16 protein-coding genes are annotated in these 17728 nt (G+C 53.2%); 3 read left to right on the top strand and 13 right to left on the bottom strand.

From position 1 onward, the window contains the following. Nucleotides 1–15: 15 nt before the first annotated feature. From IEW12_RS22590 to IEW12_RS22530, 13 genes are all read right to left on the bottom strand, one after another. Nucleotides 16–462, bottom strand: a complete 447-nt coding sequence (locus tag IEW12_RS22590; RefSeq protein WP_188568370.1) for a hypothetical protein — start codon at nt 460–462, stop codon at nt 16–18. Between the two features lie 13 nt (nt 463–475). Next, nucleotides 476–1573 carry a cell division protein ZapE gene (zapE, locus tag IEW12_RS22585; protein WP_188568369.1) on the bottom strand — a complete coding sequence of 366 codons (1098 nt, stop codon included), beginning with the start codon at nt 1571–1573 and terminating at the stop codon, nt 476–478. 283 nt (nt 1574–1856) lie between these two features. Continuing rightward, complete coding sequence (lpdA, locus tag IEW12_RS22580) at nt 1857–3284, bottom strand: dihydrolipoyl dehydrogenase (RefSeq protein ID WP_188568368.1); 1428 nt, start codon at nt 3282–3284, stop codon at nt 1857–1859. 39 nt (nt 3285–3323) lie between these two features. Then, complete coding sequence (locus tag IEW12_RS22575) at nt 3324–3659, bottom strand: PspC domain-containing protein (protein ID WP_188568367.1); 336 nt, start codon at nt 3657–3659, stop codon at nt 3324–3326. Beyond that, the gene (odhB, locus tag IEW12_RS22570) at nt 3659–4948 is read right to left on the bottom strand and encodes a 2-oxoglutarate dehydrogenase complex dihydrolipoyllysine-residue succinyltransferase (RefSeq protein WP_188568366.1); all 1290 of its coding nucleotides are present in this window, start codon (nt 4946–4948) and stop codon (nt 3659–3661) included. The genes IEW12_RS22575 and odhB overlap by 1 nt, the downstream gene beginning before the upstream one ends. A 70-nt stretch (nt 4949–5018) precedes the next feature. Next, nucleotides 5019–7874 (bottom strand): 2-oxoglutarate dehydrogenase E1 component, encoded by a 2856-nt coding sequence (locus tag IEW12_RS22565; protein WP_188568365.1) that lies wholly within the window; start codon nt 7872–7874, stop codon nt 5019–5021. Between the two features lie 304 nt (nt 7875–8178). Continuing rightward, entirely contained in the window at nt 8179–9486 is a 1308-nt protein-coding gene (gltA, locus tag IEW12_RS22560) for a citrate synthase (RefSeq protein WP_188568364.1), read from the bottom strand. Between the two features lie 56 nt (nt 9487–9542). Then, on the bottom strand, nt 9543–9812 hold the full coding sequence (locus tag IEW12_RS22555) for an FAD assembly factor SdhE (RefSeq protein ID WP_188568363.1): 270 nt from the start codon (nt 9810–9812) through the stop codon (nt 9543–9545). Nucleotides 9813–10069: 257 nt separating this feature from the next. Further along, entirely contained in the window at nt 10070–10780 is a 711-nt protein-coding gene (locus IEW12_RS22550; RefSeq protein WP_188568362.1) for a succinate dehydrogenase iron-sulfur subunit, read from the bottom strand. Nucleotides 10781–10802: 22 nt separating this feature from the next. Beyond that, nucleotides 10803–12578, bottom strand: coding sequence for a succinate dehydrogenase flavoprotein subunit (gene sdhA / locus IEW12_RS22545; RefSeq protein WP_188568361.1), 1776 nt, complete (start codon nt 12576–12578; stop codon nt 10803–10805). Nucleotides 12579–12580: 2 nt separating this feature from the next. Then, entirely contained in the window at nt 12581–12949 is a 369-nt protein-coding gene (gene sdhD, locus IEW12_RS22540) for a succinate dehydrogenase, hydrophobic membrane anchor protein (RefSeq protein WP_188568360.1), read from the bottom strand. Continuing rightward, the gene (gene sdhC / locus IEW12_RS22535) at nt 12950–13357 is read right to left on the bottom strand and encodes a succinate dehydrogenase, cytochrome b556 subunit (RefSeq protein ID WP_188568359.1); all 408 of its coding nucleotides are present in this window, start codon (nt 13355–13357) and stop codon (nt 12950–12952) included. It abuts the gene before it with no gap. 210 nt (nt 13358–13567) lie between these two features. Then, nucleotides 13568–14398, bottom strand: coding sequence for a GntR family transcriptional regulator (locus IEW12_RS22530; protein ID WP_188568358.1), 831 nt, complete (start codon nt 14396–14398; stop codon nt 13568–13570). 480 nt (nt 14399–14878) lie between these two features. Here IEW12_RS22530 and IEW12_RS22525 point away from each other — a divergent pair, with 480 nt between their 5' ends. The 3 genes from IEW12_RS22525 to IEW12_RS22515 all read left to right on the top strand — a co-directional run bounded on the left by IEW12_RS22525 (nt 14879) and on the right by IEW12_RS22515 (nt 17598). Further along, on the top strand, nt 14879–15868 hold the full coding sequence (locus IEW12_RS22525; protein ID WP_188568357.1) for a malate dehydrogenase: 990 nt from the start codon (nt 14879–14881) through the stop codon (nt 15866–15868). A gap of 147 nt (nt 15869–16015) precedes the next feature. After that, entirely contained in the window at nt 16016–16987 is a 972-nt protein-coding gene (locus IEW12_RS22520) for an HpcH/HpaI aldolase/citrate lyase family protein (RefSeq protein ID WP_188568356.1), read from the top strand. 95 nt (nt 16988–17082) lie between these two features. Further along, nucleotides 17083–17598, top strand: a complete 516-nt coding sequence (locus IEW12_RS22515) for a hypothetical protein (protein ID WP_229751287.1) — start codon at nt 17083–17085, stop codon at nt 17596–17598. The last annotated feature ends 130 nt before the right edge of the window (nt 17599–17728 follow it).

Below are 17728 nucleotides of genomic sequence, written 5' to 3'. Positions count from 1 at the left end.
ACCCTGCTTTTTTCATTATGGCTTCTGTGCCTGGCGCCGCTTTAAGTCTTCATCCAGCTCGTCGATATGCAGCTTGCGCTGCAAGGCCTTGGCCTCTATCTCTATCCTTTGCAGCTTCATCCTGTACTCACGCCGGTACAGCTTGATGTCGGTCAGGCAGGAATTGACGAAGAACTTGTCATAACAAGCCTGCTCAGAATGCACATACCAGTCCTGCAGCGCTGCTTCATTGACGGATACCTGTTTCAATGCTGCCTGGGAAACGTCCCTGGTTTGTATCGTCCCGGGAACGTAATAGGTATCCAGATCCTTGATCGCCGCTGCCAGCTGCTTCCCCATAGGGTCGATGGATGGCACATCGGCGCTGGTCGTCGCGCAAGCGCTCAGCAGTATTGCCGCCAACAGGTAAAGTGGCGTGTGTGCCAGTGTTTTCCAGCCTCGCATAGTCGGTGAAATTTTCATGGTTTCTCAGGTATCAGGCTATCGATTCAGCGATATTTCTTTGATCCGCATCCATATACTCCTGCGACTGCATTTCTATGATGCGCGACACAGTGCGGTGAAACTCGTTGGACAGCATACCCTGAGTATACAACTCTTCCGGTGCAACTTCAGCCGATATGATCAGCTTAACCTTATTATCGTAAAAAACGTCGATCAGCCAGGTAAAGCGGCGCGCTTCCGACGACATGGCAGCGGACATGCGCGGCACCGACGACAAAATCACAGTGTGAAAACGGCTGGCGATTTCCAGGTAATCATTTTGCGAGCGGGGACCGCCGCACAAGGTAGAGAAATCAAACCAGATCGCGCTACCGGCCTTACGCAGCGCGCGTAAATCGCGGCCTTCGATATTCACCCGCGGGTCTTCATCAGCGGTTTCAGCGATGCGGCTGAAGGCAGAACGCAATGCCTTGTCCGTCTCGGCATTCAGCGGCGTCAGGTAGGCTTGCACCTGCTCCATCGCGCGCTTGCGATAGTCATTGCCGGAATCGACGTTCATGACGTCCATGCGCTCTTTCAGCAAGCCTATGGTGGGCAGCATGCGGTCACGGTGCAGGCCATCCGGATACAAGGTGTCCGGCTGATAGTTGGACGTCATCATGAAAGACACGCCATTGTCGAACAAGGCCTTCAGCAGGTTGTACAGCAGCATCGCGTCGGCCACATCCGATACGTGAAACTCGTCAAAGCAGATCAGGCGGTATTTCTTGGCGACACGGCGGGCAACCTCATCCAGCGGATCGGCAACACCTTTCAACTCATCCAGCTGGCGATGCACGCCGCGCATGAACTCATGGAAGTGCAGCCTGGTCTTGCGCACCACCGGCACCACGGAATAAAAGCTATCCATCAGGAAGGATTTTCCACGCCCGACACCACCCCACATGTACACGCCGCGCGGTACTTCAGGACGGGTAATCAGGCGGGTCAGCCTGTTCGATCTTTTGGATTTGTACTCTACCCACTCATCGTATGCCTGCTGCAAACGATCTACTGCGCGCTGCTGCGCTGCATCGGCCTGAAAACCGCGCTGGGTTAAAGCTTCCTGATAAAACTCGAGAACATTCATGATGGATAGGGTCAGCGCCTACCATAAATCAAGCGGGCTAAGTTGTGCAAATGTACGGTACATTTTCCGCAGAAACGGAAAGGCCGCCGATGAGGGAATCATCAGCGGCCGTCTAGTGTCCTATTCCGTATGTTCGTAACAAATAAAAGTGGCGAAATCGGATCGAAACAAGGAAGAAAGCACGGCAAGGATACATCCTTGCGAGTATTTTTGACGCAGTGCTCGGTTCGATTCCCGCCATCTTTTATGTTGCGAATTTACGGAAGAGGACACTATTGCTACATCAGAAGTTTAAAGAACGTTTGTCCACCGCCAATGCGGCTTCCTTGGTTGCTTCCGACAGGGATGGATGTGCATGGCAGATACGTGCGATGTCTTCCGCCGATGCGCGGAATTCCATTGCTACCACGGCCTCGGAAATCAGTTCCGATGCCATCGGTCCAACGATGTGCACGCCGAGGATTTCGTCGGTCTTTGCATCTGCCAGGAACTTCACCATACCAGAGGTATCACCCAGTGCGCGTGCACGGCCGTTAGCCATGAACGGGAAGGTGCCCGCCTTGTAAGCAACGCCGTCAGCTTTCAATTGCTGTTCGGTTCGGCCTACCCATGCGATTTCCGGCGAGGTGTAGATAACCCATGGAATCGTGTTGAAGTTCACGTGACCATGCTGGCCGGCGATACGCTCTGCAACGGCAACGCCCTCTTCTTCCGCCTTGTGCGCCAGCATAGGGCCGCGCACGACGTCACCGATCGCCCAGACATTCGGCAAATTGGTTTTGCAATCGCCATCGACTGCAACAAAGCCGCGCTCGTCCAGTTTCAGGCCTACGCCTTCAACATTCAGGCCGTTGGTGTTCGGCGTACGGCCGATGGACACGATCAGCTTGTCGAACACGCCTGTCTGCGCATTGCCCTTGTCGTCGGTGTAGCTGACGGTAACATCTTTCTTGCTTGCCGAAATATCGCCGATCTTGACGCCCAGGTTGATGGACAGGCCTTGCTTGGCAAACAGCTTGCCGGCTTCTTTGGCGATCTGTTCATCCACTGCACCCAGGAATGCAGGCAAGGCTTCCAGTACGGTGACTTCCGCACCGAGGCGGCGCCATACGCTACCCATTTCCAGGCCGATCACGCCGGCACCGATAACGCCCAATTTCTTAGGCACTTCGGTCATCGCCAATGCGCCGTCGTTGGACAGGATCAGCTGTTCATCAAATGGCGTGCCTGGCAAAGCGCGCGCATTGGAGCCGGTAGCAACGATGATGTGCTTGCCGACTATGGTTTCTTCAGTCTTGCCGGCAACCTTGATTTCGTAGCCGCCATCAACTGCCTTCACGAAAGAACCCAGGCCCAAGAAAGAGGTAACCTTGTTCTTCTTGAACAGGAACACGATACCGTCGTTGTTTTGCTTGACGATGGTATTTTTGCGACCCAGCATTTTTTCCAGGTTCAGGCCCAGGCCCTTGACGTCGATACCGTGGTCCGCGAATGCGTGGCCGGCATGCTCATAGTGCTCGGACGATTGCAGCAGTGCCTTGGATGGAATGCAGCCTACGTTGGTGCAAGTACCGCCCAGTGCAGGGCCGCCCTTGTCATTGGTCCATGCATCGATACATGCAGTGGAAAAACCTAATTGTGCAGCACGGATTGCTGCGATATAGCCGCCAGGGCCGCCACCGATAACGATGACATCAAATTGTTTGCTCATGGATTTATCCCATATTTTCTGGTGAGGATCACGTCAGGCTCAGCCCTCTTCCGGCACGAATATCCACGCAAGCAGATAAGCCACCAGGCCGAAGCCGAAATAAAACGTGAACAAGACAAAAATCAAACGCCACACCCAGGATTCCAGCCCGGTAAATTTGCCGAGGCCGCCACAAATACCGCCGAACCATTGATCGCTCTTGGAACGGCGGAATTTGCCAAGCTGGCCCAGGGAATCATCCGGAAAACCGGAGGCAGACGCCGAGCCTCCGATGGAGGACAGCAGCTTTTCCTTGGCTTGGGCGAATTCTGCATCCGTCAGGGCTCCCGACAGATGCAGTTCGTGCAAACGCTTGATTTCGTCTGAGATGGACATTACAGATCCAGCAACAGGCGCGCTGGATCTTCCAGTGCTTCCTTCATTGCTACCAGACCCAATACTGCTTCACGGCCGTCGATGATACGGTGATCGTAGGACATCGCCAGGTAATTCATTGGGCGAACGACGATCTGGCCGTTTTCAACCACTGCGCGGTCTTTGGTCGCATGTACGCCCAGGATCGCGGATTGCGGTGGGTTGATGATCGGTGTGGACAGCATGGAACCGAAGGTGCCGCCGTTGGAGATCGAGAATGTACCGCCGGTCAGATCTTCCAGTGTCAGCTTGCCTTCTTTTGCCTTGTTGCCGAATTCGCCGATTTTCTTTTCAATCTCAGCGATGGACATCTGGTCTGCATTACGCAGGATAGGCACTACCAGGCCGCGTGGCGAACCGACTGCAATACCGATGTCGAAATAACCGTGGTACACAATGTCGTTGCCGTCAACGGAAGCATTGATGATAGGGTATTTCTTCAGCGCGGCAACGGCAGCCTTGACGAAGAAGGACATGAAGCCCAGCTTGACGCCGTGCTCTTTCTCGAACTTGTCTTTGTACTTGTTGCGCAGGTCGATAACCGGTTGCATATTGACTTCGTTGAAGGTCGTCAAAATGGCATTGGTCGATTGCGACTGGATCAGACGCTCTGCAATACGTGCACGCAGACGGCTCATAGGCACGCGCTCTTCCGGACGATCGCCCAGGTTAGGCGCTGCAGGAGCAGCAACTTGTTGCAACGCAGGTTTTGCAGCCGGTGCCGCGATAGGTACAACCGCAGGAGCTGCCGCCTTGTTGGCAACTGCGCCCAGTGCGTCACCCTTGGTGACGCGGCCGTCTTTGCCTGTACCGTCAACTTGACCTGCTGTCAGGTTGTTTTCTGCCAGGATCTTAGCCGCAGCCGGCATTGCAACGCCAGCAGCTGCCTTGGAAGCCAGCGCATTGATGGCAGCAGCAACAGGGTCAGCCGCAGGTACCGCTGCTGCAGGCGCAGATGCTGTTGCCTCAGGAGCCGCAGAAACTTGCATAGGGCTGACTTTGGCGGAACCGTCGGTATCGATCGTCGCGATCACTTCACCGGCAACGACAGTGCTGCCGTCCGGTTTGATGATTTGCGCGATCACGCCTGCTGCCGGTGCCGGCAATTCCAGCACGACTTTATCGGTTTCTACGTCGATCAGGTTTTCATCACGGCCAACCGATTCGCCAACTTTTTTATGCCATTGCAACAGTGTCGCTTCTGCGACGGACTCAGATAACTGCGGAACTACTACTTCGATAATTGCCATATTTCTCTCCGTTTCGGTGTGTACCTGCGGCGCATCAGGCTTACCAGCCCTTGCATGCGCCGCGGCGTCATTATTTGGTCAGGACAAAGCCCTTGAGTTTGGAAAATGCAGTTTCCAGCAAAGCTTTTTGCTGTGCATAGTGCTTGTCGTAGTAACCGACGGCAGGCGATGCACTTGCTGGACGACCGGCATATGCCAGCTTTTGACCATCTTCCAGGCTTTCAAAAATATTGTGCTGGATCTGGAACCATGGTCCCTGATTTTGCGGCTCATCCTGCGCCCAAACCAATTCAGCCAGATTCGGGAATTTCTTCAGTTCGGCAACAAAACTCTTATGCGGGAAAGGATACAGCTGCTCGATACGCACGATGGCGGTATCAGTCTGGCCGCGCTCTTTACGAGCATTGACCAGATCGTAGTACACCTTGCCGGAGCAGGCGATTACGCGCTTGACCTTCTTCGCATCGATCTTCTCATCTACTTCACCGATCACGGTGTGGAAGCTGCCTTTAGCCAACTCGGACAATGGTGAACCGGCATCCTTGTTACGCAACAAAGACTTAGGCGTCATGATGACCAGCGGCTTACGGAACATGCGAATCATCTGACGACGCAGCAAGTGGAAAATCTGCGCGGCCGTTGTAGGCTGCACTACTTGCATATTGTTGTCCGCGCACAGTTGCAAGAAACGCTCAGGACGTGCGGAAGAGTGTTCCGGACCCTGGCCTTCGTAACCATGCGGCAGCATCATGACCAGACCGGAAGCACGGCCCCATTTCACTTCGCCGGAGCTGATGAACTGGTCGATAACCACCTGGGCGCCGTTGGCGAAATCGCCGAACTGCGCTTCCCAGATTGTCAGCGTATTTGGTTCTGCTGTGGAATAGCCGTATTCAAAGCCGAGTACCGCTTCTTCAGACAATACCGAATCGATCACGGTAAATGGAGCCTGTTTGTCCGAGATGTTTTGCAGAGGAATATAAGTGCCTGCATCCCAACGTTCACGGTTTTGATCATGCAATACTGCATGACGGTGAACGAAAGTACCGCGGCCTGCATCCTGGCCTGTCAAACGGATACCGTAGCCGGAAGAAACCAGCGACGCGTAGGCCAGGTGTTCGCCCATGCCCCAGTCCAGGTTCATTTCGCCACGGCCCATCGTTGCGCGGTCACCCAATACTTTTTCTACCAGGCTGTGCGGCTTGAAGCCTTCCGGCACTGTCGTGATGCGCTCTGCCAGACGTTTCAATTCCGTCATAGGCACAGCCGTATCGGCTGCATCTGTCCATTTACGGTTCAGGAAAGGAATCCAGTCAACCGCATACTTGTTCTTGAAGTTGGAGATGACAGGATCGACTGTGTGCTTGCCTGCGTCCATCGCATCGCGGAAAGCCTTGACCATCTGGTCGCCGCCATCTGCCGCGATCGTGCCCTGGGCCGACAGTTTGTCCGCGTACATTTTGCGGGTGCCTGGATGCTGGCCAATCTTCTTGTACATCAAAGGCTGGGTCAGAGCTGGTGTATCTTGCTCGTTGTGGCCCAGTTTGCGGTAGCAGATGATGTCGACAACAACGTCTTTTTTGAACTCCATACGGTAGTCCAGCGCGATCTGAGTCGCCAGGACTACGGCCTCAGGATCATCCGCATTCACGTGCAATACCGGCGCTTCGATCATTTTGACAACGTCGGAGCAGTACAGCGTGGAACGGGAATCGCGTGGGTCGGATGTCGTGAAACCGATCTGGTTGTTGATCACAATATGTACTGTACCGCCTGTACCGTAGCCGCGGGTCTGCGCCAGGTTCAGGGTTTCCATGACAACGCCCTGGCCCGCAAAAGCAGCATCGCCGTGTACCAGGATAGGCAATACCTGTGCGCCGTCCTTGTCGCCGCGGCGTTCCATACGCGCCTTGACGGAACCTTCAACCACTGGGTTAACGATTTCCAGGTGGGAAGGATTAAATGCCAGAGACAGGTGGACCGGGCCGCCTGGGGTGGAGATATCGGACGAGAAACCTTGGTGGTATTTCACGTCGCCGGCCGGCAGATCGTCGCCATGCTTGCCTTCAAATTCGGCAAACAGGTCTTGCGGCATCTTGCCCAGTGTATTGACCAGCACGTTCAGACGGCCACGGTGGGCCATGCCAATAACGATTTCTTCCACACCACGCTCACCGGCGCGCTGGATAGTTTCATCCATGGAAACGATGAAACTTTCGCCGCCTTCCAGGGAGAAGCGCTTTTGACCGACATATTTGGTGTGCAGATAGCGTTCCAGGCCTTCGGCTGCAGTCAGCCTGTCCAGAATGTGTTTTTTCTTTTCTGCGGAGAATGCAGGAGTGGAACGGATCGATTCCAGCTTCTGTTGCAACCAGCGCTTCTCGGTAGGATCGCTGATGTACATAAATTCTGCGCCGATGGAGCGGCAATAGGTATCGCGCAAGGCATTCAGCAGGTCGCGCAGGGATGCAGTTTCACCACCGAAGTAAGTGTGGCTGATATTGAACTGCAGGTCCATGTCGGCATCGGTGAAGCCATAGAAGCTAGGCTCCAGCTCGGAAATTGCCGGACGTTCCTGGCGTTGCAGCGGATCCAGATTGGCCCAGTGGGTACCCAGGAAACGGTAAGCGGCGATCAATTGCTGCGCTGCGACACGCTTGCGGCCCATTTCAGCATTGTCTGCACCCGCGGTAACGCGGACAGGACCTTGCTTGGCGCGCTCGGCGAACGAGGCGATAACAGGAGCGTGAGCTACGTCGGGTTTTGTGGAGCCGTCGACCGCAGGGACATTCTGCATCGCGTCAAAATAGGCGCGCCAGTTGTCGGGTACCGAACCGGGATTATTGAGATACGCTTCGTATAACTCCTCAACGTACGGCGCATTGCCGCCGAACAGGTAGGAGTTGGCGTTATATTGTTGCATCATCTTGCTCACCTTTCTTCGCGTTTCGCGAGATTAGCGGGTTAATCTAACCTTCCGCGACACGGCCTGACCGGTTAGCGGATTGCACATCAAGTTGTGGGGAAGGGCTTGTTTCAAACTACCCCATTCTCAAATCAAAAATTTCATTCTCAATGTTAAAAAGATAATTTTTTTGAATTAAAAATGACGGTGGATCTAAAATTTCACTATCGAGCCGAAGCATAGCATACTACGCAAAAAAAAAGCGAGCCATACAGGCCCGCTTATTCTACTCTGCATCCATTATCTGTGCAGTCGCGATGCAGTCTTAACCGCGCTTGGCGATAGGCGGCACTTCACGTGTTTTCGAACCGACAAACAATTGACGTGGACGGCCGATTTTTTGCTCAGGATCGGAAATCATTTCTTTCCATTGCGCGATCCAGCCTACTGTACGTGCCAGCGCGAAAATGCCGGTGAACAGGGAGGTTGGGATGCCCAGAGCGCGCTGTACGATGCCGGAATAGAAGTCGACGTTCGGATACAGCTTGCGGGAAACGAAGTATTCGTCTTCCAGAGCGATTTTTTCCAGCGCCATTGCCAGCTTGAACAGCGGGTCGTCTTGCAGGCCGAGTTCTTGCAGCACTTCGTAGCAGGTTTCACGCATCAGTTTTGCGCGTGGATCGTAGTTTTTGTAAACACGGTGACCGAAGCCCATCAGCTTGACGCCGGAGTTTTTGTCTTTTACCTGTTTGATGAACTCAGGAATATTGTCTACGCTACCGATCTTGGTCAGCATGTCCAGCGCGGCTTCGTTAGCGCCACCGTGAGCAGGGCCCCACAGGCAGGCGATACCGGCAGCGATACACGCAAACGGATTGGCGCCTGAAGAACCGGCCAGGCGTACTGTCGATGTCGATGCATTCTGTTCGTGGTCTGCGTGCAGGATCAGGATACGATCCAGTGCGCGCACCAGCACTTCATTGACCTTGTAAGGCTCGCAAGGATTGGAGAACATCATGTACATGAAGTTCGCGCTATAGGACAGGTCGTTGCGTGGATACACGAAAGGCTGGCCGATAGAATATTTGTAGGCCATTGCTACCAGCGTAGGCATCTTCGCGATCAGGCGGATTGCGGATACTTCACGATGATGCGGATCATTGATATCCAGCGAATCATGGTAGAAGGATGCCAGCGCGCCGACAGTACCAACCAGCACAGACATAGGATGCGCGTCGCGACGGAAGCCGCGGAAGAAGAATTGCATCTGTTCGTGCACCATTGTGTGCTTGGTGACAGTGTCGACGAACTCTGTTTTTTGCGCTGTGGTCGGCAATTCGCCGTTCAGCAGCAGGTAGCAGGTTTCCATGAAATCGCCGCCATTGACTGCAAGTTGCTCAATAGGGTAACCGCGGTACAGCAATTCGCCTTTATCGCCGTCGATGTAGGTAATCGAAGAATTGCACGCGGCTGTAGACATAAAGCCCGGGTCATAAGTGAACATGCCCGTAGCGCCATACAACTTACGAATATCGATTACATCAGGGCCAACCGTGCCTTTGTAGATAGGCATTTCCAACGATGGGGAACCATCGGAAAACGATAGGGTTGCTTTTGTTTCAGAGTTAGTCATGGCTCTTCCCTAGAGGTGAGTCGTTAATCAAAAAAACACGAAAACCATTCCGTATTTCATGCGGCTTGCAGGCGTATCAGCAAGGCGCGAACATGGGGAAGATCAACCTCCCCTTCCGGCTGCTTCTTCGCCAAGATCAAATCCATCAAAATATTGTCGGACAGCTCCATCAGGCGGCTGAACGCATCAACCTCTTCATCCGTCATGGACTCCTCATGGGCATCCAGGAAACGGGTCAGTATCAAATCATTTTCCAGCAGACCCCGGCGGGCACGCCATCTGAGACGGGCACGTTTAACAGGATCACTTTGATGGCTTATCGACATACTTTATTTTTTCAATCTCTATGCATATTTCATGCAATTCTTGGAACCTGTCCAACATTTTACTGCTAAGACATTTTAGAAGTGGAGCACGGGTCTTTTAATTCACCGGAGACAACTCTCCAGCTAATTCCCCTGCTTCACAGGCTCGCTGACGCAATCCATTTGCGCCAAAAACTGCATGAAATAAGGGCGAAATTCAAACCGCAAAGCATTTGAATTTCGCACTTAATACAAACTATCAGGTCTCAGCCGGCGGCTTACACCGCGCGGCGAACCATCAATTCCTTGATCTTGCCAATCGCCTTGCTTGGATTCAGGCCTTTAGGGCATACATCCACGCAATTCATGATGGTATGGCAGCGGAACAGACGGTATGGATCTTCCAGGTTATCCAGACGCGCGCCAGTCGCTTCATCGCGGGAGTCAGCGATAAAGCGGTAGGCTTGCAGCAAGCCGGCCGGGCCGACGAACTTGTCCGGATTCCACCAGAACGACGGGCAGGAAGTCGAGCAGCAAGCGCACAGGATGCACTCATACAAGCCATCCAGCTCTTCGCGTTCCGCCGGAGTCTGCAGACGCTCTTTTTCCGGAGGAATGGAGTCGTTCATCAGATAAGGCTTGATCGAATTGTATTGCTTGAAGAACTGGGTCATATCCACGATCAGATCGCGGATGACCGGCAGGCCAGGCAATGGGCGCAAAACGATAGGCTCGGTCAGCTCGTTCAGGTTGGTCGTGCATGCCAGACCATTCTTGCCGTTGATGTTCATCGCGTCGGAACCGCACACGCCTTCACGGCATGAACGGCGCAGCGCCAGGGAATCATCAACGTCGGCTTTGATGCGTTGCAGCGCATCCAGCAGCATCTTGTCCGTATCTTGCAGCTCTACGGTCAAATCCTGCATGTAAGGCTTCGCATCCTTGTCCGGATCGTAGCGGTAGATTTTAAATTTTAGTGTGCGTGCCATATGGGTTCTCTTAGAATTTCTCTTAGAATGTACGTGCCTTAGGCTTGAATGTTTCCACTGTCAGCGGCTTGGTATTGACTGGCTTGTAGTCCAGGCGATTGCCCTCGGAATACCACAGCGTGTGCTTCATCCAGTTTTCGTCATCGCGTTTTTCGTAGTCACGGTGTGCATGCGCACCACGGGATTCCTTACGCGCGGCAGCCGATGTGATGGTTGCCTTGGCAGTTTCGATCAGGTTATCCAGTTCCAGCGCTTCCACACGTGCCGTGTTGAAGACCTTGGATTTATCCTTGAACGAAACATGCTTGCGGCGCTCATCCAGCTCCATGACTTCCTTGTAGCCTTCTTGCAGCAATTCATCCGTACGGAACACGCCGCAGTGATGCTGCATGGTCTTGCGAATTGCATTGGCCACGTCTTGCACACGCTCGCCGCCGGTGCTGTTTTCCAGCTTGGACAAACGAGACAGGGCCAGATCCGCCGCATCGGCAGGCAAGTCCTTGTTGCTGCGTTCTTTCAGCTTGCTGTCCACGATGTGGTTGCCGGCTGCGCGGCCGAACACCAGCAGATCCAGCAGGGAATTTGTACCCAGGCGGTTCGCGCCGTGTACCGATACGCAAGCACATTCGCCGATTGCATACAGGCCGTTCACGATTTCGCTGCTGCCGTTTTTCGGTGCAATTACCTGACCGTGGATATTGGTCGGGATACCGCCCATCTGATAGTGGATGGTAGGAACGACAGGAATCGGTTCCTTGGTCGCATCCACGTTGGCAAACTTGTGTGCAATTTCCAGAATCGAAGGCAGACGCTTCTGTATCGTATCGGCACCGATGTGGCGCAGATCCAGCATCACGTGATCCTTGTTAGGGCCACAGCCGCGGCCTTCCTTGATTTCCTGGTCCATGGAACGGGAAACGAAATCGCGTGGAGCCAGATCTTTCAGCGTAGGAGCATAACGCTCCATGAAACGCTCGCCCTGGCTATTGACCAGGATACCGCCCTCGCCGCGCACGCCTTCTGTAATCAGCACGCCCGCACCGGCAACACCGGTAGGATGGAACTGCCAGAACTCCATATCTTCCAGCGGCAGACCGGCACGCGCCGCCATACCCATACCGTCACCGGTATTGATAAAGGCATTGGTCGAAGCCGCCCAGATACGGCCGGCACCGCCAGTTGCAAACACGGTGGTCTTGGCTTCCAGCATCATGACCTCGCCGGTTTCCATTTCCAGCGCAACTACGCCAAGCACGTCGCCAGACGCATCGCGAATCAGATCGATCGCCATCCATTCCACGAAGAAATGGGTACGGGCGCGCACATTGCGCTGATACAGCGTGTGCAGCAATGCATGGCCGGTACGGTCGGCTGCAGCGCATGCGCGCTGAACCGGTTTTTCACCGAAATTGGCTGTATGGCCGCCGAATGGGCGCTGATAAATAGTACCGTCAGCATTACGGTCGAAAGGCATGCCGAAATGTTCCAGCTCGTACACGACCTTAGGCGCTTCTCGGCACATGAACTCGATAGCGTCCTGGTCGCCGAGGTAATCGGAACCCTTGACGGTATCGAACATATGCCAGTACCAGTTGTCTTCGGACATATTGCCCAGCGAAGCACCGATACCGCCCTGCGCCGCAACAGTGTGCGAACGGGTAGGGAAAACTTTGGAAAGTACGGCGACGTTCAGGCCGGCTTCAGCCAATTGCAGCGAAGCACGCATGCCGGAACCACCCGCACCGACGATTACCGCATCAAAACGGCGGGAAGGAATTGTGGATTTAATTGCTGCCACGGTTACACTCTCCACAAAATCTGTGCCGTGTATCCGACACAAGCGACCAGCCACAGGATAGTGGCAACTTGAAATACCAAACGCAGAGCAACGGAATGCGTGACATAGTCCATCCAGACATCACGCATACCAACCCAGGCGTGATAGAACAGGCTAACAAACACGGCAAACGTCGCCAGCTTGAACCATTGCATTGCGAAAATGCCGGCCCAGCCTTCGTAGGTAAAATGACTGCCGGTCAAGAACAGCACCAGCAATATAACGGTGTACAGAGCCATGATGATCGCGGTAACGCGTTGCGCCAACCAGTCACGCAGGCCGTAATGAGCGCCTACGACGAGGCGATTCGGGCCGATATTATTATTTGCCATTTAAAATGCTCCAAACAGTTTCAGCGCGATCAGTGCTGTCAGCACCAGGCTGATCACCAGCACGGCGACAGCCGACTGGCGTCCGCTAACCTTATCCAAACCGAGATGCAGATCCATCAGCAGATGACGAATCCCCGCACAGAAATGATGCAGGTAAGCCCACGACAAAGCCAGGATAACCAGCTTGACGAACACGCCTGAAGTAAAGGATTGGAAATAGGAAAAAGACGATTCAGAGGTCAAGCTCTTGTCGAGCAAGAACAGAACAAATGGCAACAGCACAAACATCAGCATGCCACTTCCGCGATGCAATATCGAGACAAGACCTGCCAGCGGCAGCCTGTATCCCAATGCATCGATCAGCCGCATTTTTCCAAACTGCGGCTTAGGTTTCACAACTTCAGACATAAATAATCTCCCCATTAACTAGTCTGTAAACGAACTTTGCAATTTTCGCCTATTTTGGTGCATCGCACCAACAAAAAAAGCCCGAATTTCACAAAATACCGATATCTTAGTCCTAATTTCGAATATGCGAATTGCGTTTCACCAATTTTGTGCGATGACAGAACTATGATTCGCTTCGCGCACCCACCGATATCCTCAGCAAGCACCCATTCAGCTAAGCTCATTTCTGTAATGATGCTGGCTGGTCAGGTATAGGCCTCTGCGCAATTCCACCGGCTTGTCGCCATAAGTGAAAGAGACGCGTTCGACATTCAGCAAAGGTACCCCTTTTTCCACATGCAAAAGCTCGGACGCAACCTCGTCTGCGCACACCGCTCTGATTTCTTCAGAAGCGCGTATCATGTGGGTGCCGAACTCAGTTTCGAACAAACCGTACATCGGCCCCTTGTATTCGTTCAGGCGCTCAGCCGTTAACCCCTTGAAGATTGCACCCGGCAACCACAGGTCGTCCAGGATCGTTGGCACGCCGGAGAAAGACTGCACACGGCGAATGAACACGACGGAATCACCGGATTTGATATCCAATAATCTCGCGACCTCGGCCGGCGCGCGCAGGCGCTTCACTTCAATAATTTTATTTTCGGGATAATGCGGCACGCCGCCATCCGGCACCAGACGCAAAAAGCGGAACTGCGAACGCGCCTCATGATGGGTCGCGACAAAAGTCCCCTTGCCCTGGCGGCGCACGACCAGATTTTCGGCCGACATCTCATCAATGGCTTTGCGCACCGTGCCCTGGCTGACTTTAAAACGCCCCGCCAATTCGATCTCACTGGGGATCAACTCACCCGGCTTCCACTCTCCCGACTGCAAACCCTGCATGATCAAAGCCTTGATCTGCTGATATAAAGGACTGAACGTAGGGGATGCGGATGAGGATGCAGCAGACGAAGAATTCGAGGAACTTGCGCCACCTGCGCCGGAGCCTGTACCGGCGGCATTATTATTCTGATTGTTGGCGGATGGCACGATAGAATTCATAGACCGCAATTTCACCACAAAATGACCCGTTTAGTCCAGAACAAAAGTAACAACTGATATGTCTTATATAAGACATAAGATATTCATTGACACTTGGGCTCAGGCAACCTAAACTTCGGTTAAAATTATTCGGCACCGGCTGGATAATGAAGTAATCAAAGATCACTCGTGATCAAAATGCAGATTCACCAAGCACTATAGTTCGAACACAAGCAATGTTAAAGCTCGAAAATCGGATCGCCAAAATTGACACCTCAGCAGGCCTGGGCTGTCAATTTTTTTGTTTCCGCCCTCTGAATTTGGCTGACTAGGCTGATTTTCAACGGTATCATTGTGTGTTTGCTTACCTGGTTTTTTGTCCAGGCACGGATTTTTAGAGTGCGTTGCACGGCTCAGCGACAAACCCGCTAAGCGGTTATATTGCTAAGGCTAGTGCAAAGCCCTCATTAACATCGTTTTACCCTACTTTGGAGATGCATCATGGCGAAATCCCCTATGCGCGTAGCTGTTACAGGCGCTGCTGGCCAAATTGGTTATTCCCTTCTGTTCCGTATCGCCAATGGCGACATGCTGGGCAAAGACCAACCGGTCATCCTGCAATTGCTGGAAATTCCTGATGAGAAAGCACAAAAGGCGCTGAAAGGCGTCATGATGGAAATCGACGATTGCGCATTCCCATTGCTGGCAGGCATGACTGCACACAGCGATCCGATGACAGCATTCAAGGATATCGACGTTGCCCTGCTGGTTGGCGCACGTCCACGCGGCCCAGGCATGGAACGCAAAGATTTGCTGGAAGCCAATGCACAGATTTTCACCGTGCAAGGCAAGGCACTGGATGCAGTAGCATCCCGCAATGTTAAAGTCCTGGTGGTCGGCAATCCAGCCAACACCAATGCTTACATCGCGATGAAATCGGCACCAAGCCTGCCAGCGAAAAACTTCACAGCAATGCTGCGCCTGGATCACAACCGCGCCTTGTCGCAAGTTGCTGCCAAATTGGGCAAGCCAGTTGCTGCGATCGAAAAACTGTGCGTGTGGGGCAATCACTCCCCTACTATGTACGCTGACTACCGTTTTGCCACAGTTGACGGCCAGCCGGTAAAAGACCTGATCAACGACCAGGTATGGAACAAAGACACATTCCTGCCTACAGTCGGCAAACGCGGCGCAGCGATCATCGAGGCGCGCGGCCTGTCTTCTGCAGCATCTGCAGCGAATGCAGCGATCGACCACGTACGCGACTGGGTACTGGGCACTAACGGCAAATGGACAACCATGGGTATTCCATCCGACGGTTCCTACGGCATCCCTGAAGGCACCATGTTCGGCTTCCCTGTAACAACAGAAAACGGCGAATACAAAATCGTTCAAGGCCTGGAAATTGATGAGTTCTCCCGTGAGCGCATCAATATCACGCTGAAAGAACTGCAAGAAGAACGCGACGGCGTTAAACACCTGGTAGGCTAAGCTCCAGCAAAAGGCGGATATGCTTGCATGCGCTGCATGAAAGCATATCCGCCGAATTTTTAAGCATGCGTATTTGACACAAGCTCCATCTGCGACTCAGGCCATATTTCACCGTATTCACCACCATCACCACCAGATAAACGACTGATGCATCCTTCCACCGTGTTATTCCAGGACCAGTTACAGCCGGTATTTCTACCGGTCTGCGACCACTATGCCGGTTCGGAAAAACTGATGCGCAAGTCCATGGAATTACAGAACGACCTGGCCGCCATATTTGACATCACGTTTGATTGCGAAGACGGCGCCGCTGCCGGCAATGAAGCCGAGCATGCAACACTGGTTGCTTCGCTGATCAATTCGGAACAGAACACCTTCAATCGCATCGGCGTGCGGGTGCACGATATTGAGAGCCCGTTTTTTGAACAAGATCTCTCCCTGATCCTGACAGCCGCAGCTGCCAAACTGGCCTATATCGTATTGCCCAAGGTAGAAAGCGCGGCGCAAGTTACCAAAGCCATCGCCAGGATCAATGCGCATGCCGAATTTGCCGGCCGCGATACCCTGCCTGTACACGTACTGATAGAGACGCATAACGCGCTGGCCGAAGTGCAGCAGATCGCCGCATTGCCACAAGTGCAGTGCCTGTCTTTTGGCGTCATGGATTTTGTTTCCGCGCACAATGGAGCAATCCCCTCCACTGCCATGCGTTCGCCGGGACAATTCAGCCACCCGCTGGTCATGCGCGCCAAGCTGGAAATCGCTGCCGCATGCCACCGTTATGGCAAGATACCGTCACATAATGTGACGACAGAAATCAAGGACACCGCCGTTGTTGCGGGAGACGCGACACGCGCGCTGCTCGAATGCGGCTACACCCGTATGTGGAGCATCCACCCGGACCAGATCAAACCCATCGTTAAGGCCTTGTCGCCAAGAAGCGCCGAGATTAACGAAGCAGTGACAATACTAAGCAGCGCCCAGCAAGAAAACTGGGGACCGGTGCAAATTAACGGCCGCCTGCATGACAGGGCCAGCTACCGCTATTTCTGGTCGCTGCTGAAACGTGCCCATTTAAGCCAGATTCAACTGCCGGAAGCGGCACTGAAATTATTATAAGTGCGCACTTGAAGCGCCACGCTAATGAAGACGCTGCAATAGCATCCTATTGCATGACATGGTAAATGCCTGACAAAGGTTTTGAGGAGAAAGTAGTGAAATTGATTTACAAATTATTGGCTTGCCTGGTAGTAGCTTCAGCAGCAACAGGCATGCAGGCAACAGCCTTTGCACAGACCACCACCAAGGCCAAGCCGGCAGCAAAAGCCAAGACAAAAGCGGCAAAACCAGCGGAAACCCCGGCAGTACAGGATGAGGACGATATGGAGCCGGATGTCGGCCAGAGCGTGACCTATGAATACAAGTGCGAACTGGGCAATTTCATCACCCTGTACACCAATGTGGATGACGAGATGCATGTTGCCATGCGCTGGAAAAAACGCCTGTATCGCCTGACCCGCGTTGATACCACAACCGGCGCCAAACGCTTTGAAAACAAAAAAGCCGGTCTGGTCTGGATAGGCATCCCTGCCAAAGGCATGTTGCTGGATTCCATCCGCGGCCAGCAGTTAGCCAATGAATGCAAGACCCCGGAAGTCGTTTCGCAAGTGAAGGCAGAAACCACTGTGACAGCCACCGCACCGGCGGCAGTAAAGCAGGTCATTCAGTAAATTTGTACCGGCGTGATGTTAAGTTTTTTGAGAATTTGAAGTAGTGAATGAAGTAGTGAATTTAGGTTTCAATCCGCTTCACAATAGTATTTACATTAGTAGTAAGCATGTTTTTCGATCATCGATTTGT

This window comes from Parundibacterium terreum, from assembly GCF_014636315.1.
Taxonomy (GTDB): Bacteria; Pseudomonadota; Gammaproteobacteria; order Burkholderiales; family Burkholderiaceae_D; genus Undibacterium; species Undibacterium terreum.
This window is presented reverse-complemented; position numbering and strand designations above follow the sequence as displayed.

Coding starts and splice junctions, on each gene's coding strand:
- IEW12_RS22590 (WP_188568370.1), bottom strand. CDS start 462: ATGAAAATTTCACCGACTATGCGAGGCTGGAAAACACTGGCACACACG.
- zapE (WP_188568369.1), bottom strand. CDS start 1,573: ATGAATGTTCTCGAGTTTTATCAGGAAGCTTTAACCCAGCGCGGTTTT.
- lpdA (WP_188568368.1), bottom strand. CDS start 3,284: ATGAGCAAACAATTTGATGTCATCGTTATCGGTGGCGGCCCTGGCGGC.
- IEW12_RS22575 (WP_188568367.1), bottom strand. CDS start 3,659: ATGTCCATCTCAGACGAAATCAAGCGTTTGCACGAACTGCATCTGTCG.
- odhB (WP_188568366.1), bottom strand. CDS start 4,948: ATGGCAATTATCGAAGTAGTAGTTCCGCAGTTATCTGAGTCCGTCGCA.
- IEW12_RS22565 (WP_188568365.1), bottom strand. CDS start 7,874: ATGATGCAACAATATAACGCCAACTCCTACCTGTTCGGCGGCAATGCG.
- gltA (WP_188568364.1), bottom strand. CDS start 9,486: ATGACTAACTCTGAAACAAAAGCAACCCTATCGTTTTCCGATGGTTCC.
- IEW12_RS22555 (WP_188568363.1), bottom strand. CDS start 9,812: ATGTCGATAAGCCATCAAAGTGATCCTGTTAAACGTGCCCGTCTCAGA.
- IEW12_RS22550 (WP_188568362.1), bottom strand. CDS start 10,780: ATGGCACGCACACTAAAATTTAAAATCTACCGCTACGATCCGGACAAG.
- sdhD (WP_188568360.1), bottom strand. CDS start 12,949: ATGGCAAATAATAATATCGGCCCGAATCGCCTCGTCGTAGGCGCTCAT.
- sdhC (WP_188568359.1), bottom strand. CDS start 13,357: ATGTCTGAAGTTGTGAAACCTAAGCCGCAGTTTGGAAAAATGCGGCTG.
- IEW12_RS22530 (WP_188568358.1), bottom strand. CDS start 14,398: ATGAATTCTATCGTGCCATCCGCCAACAATCAGAATAATAATGCCGCC.
- IEW12_RS22525 (WP_188568357.1), top strand. CDS start 14,879: ATGGCGAAATCCCCTATGCGCGTAGCTGTTACAGGCGCTGCTGGCCAA.
- IEW12_RS22520 (WP_188568356.1), top strand. CDS start 16,016: ATGCATCCTTCCACCGTGTTATTCCAGGACCAGTTACAGCCGGTATTT.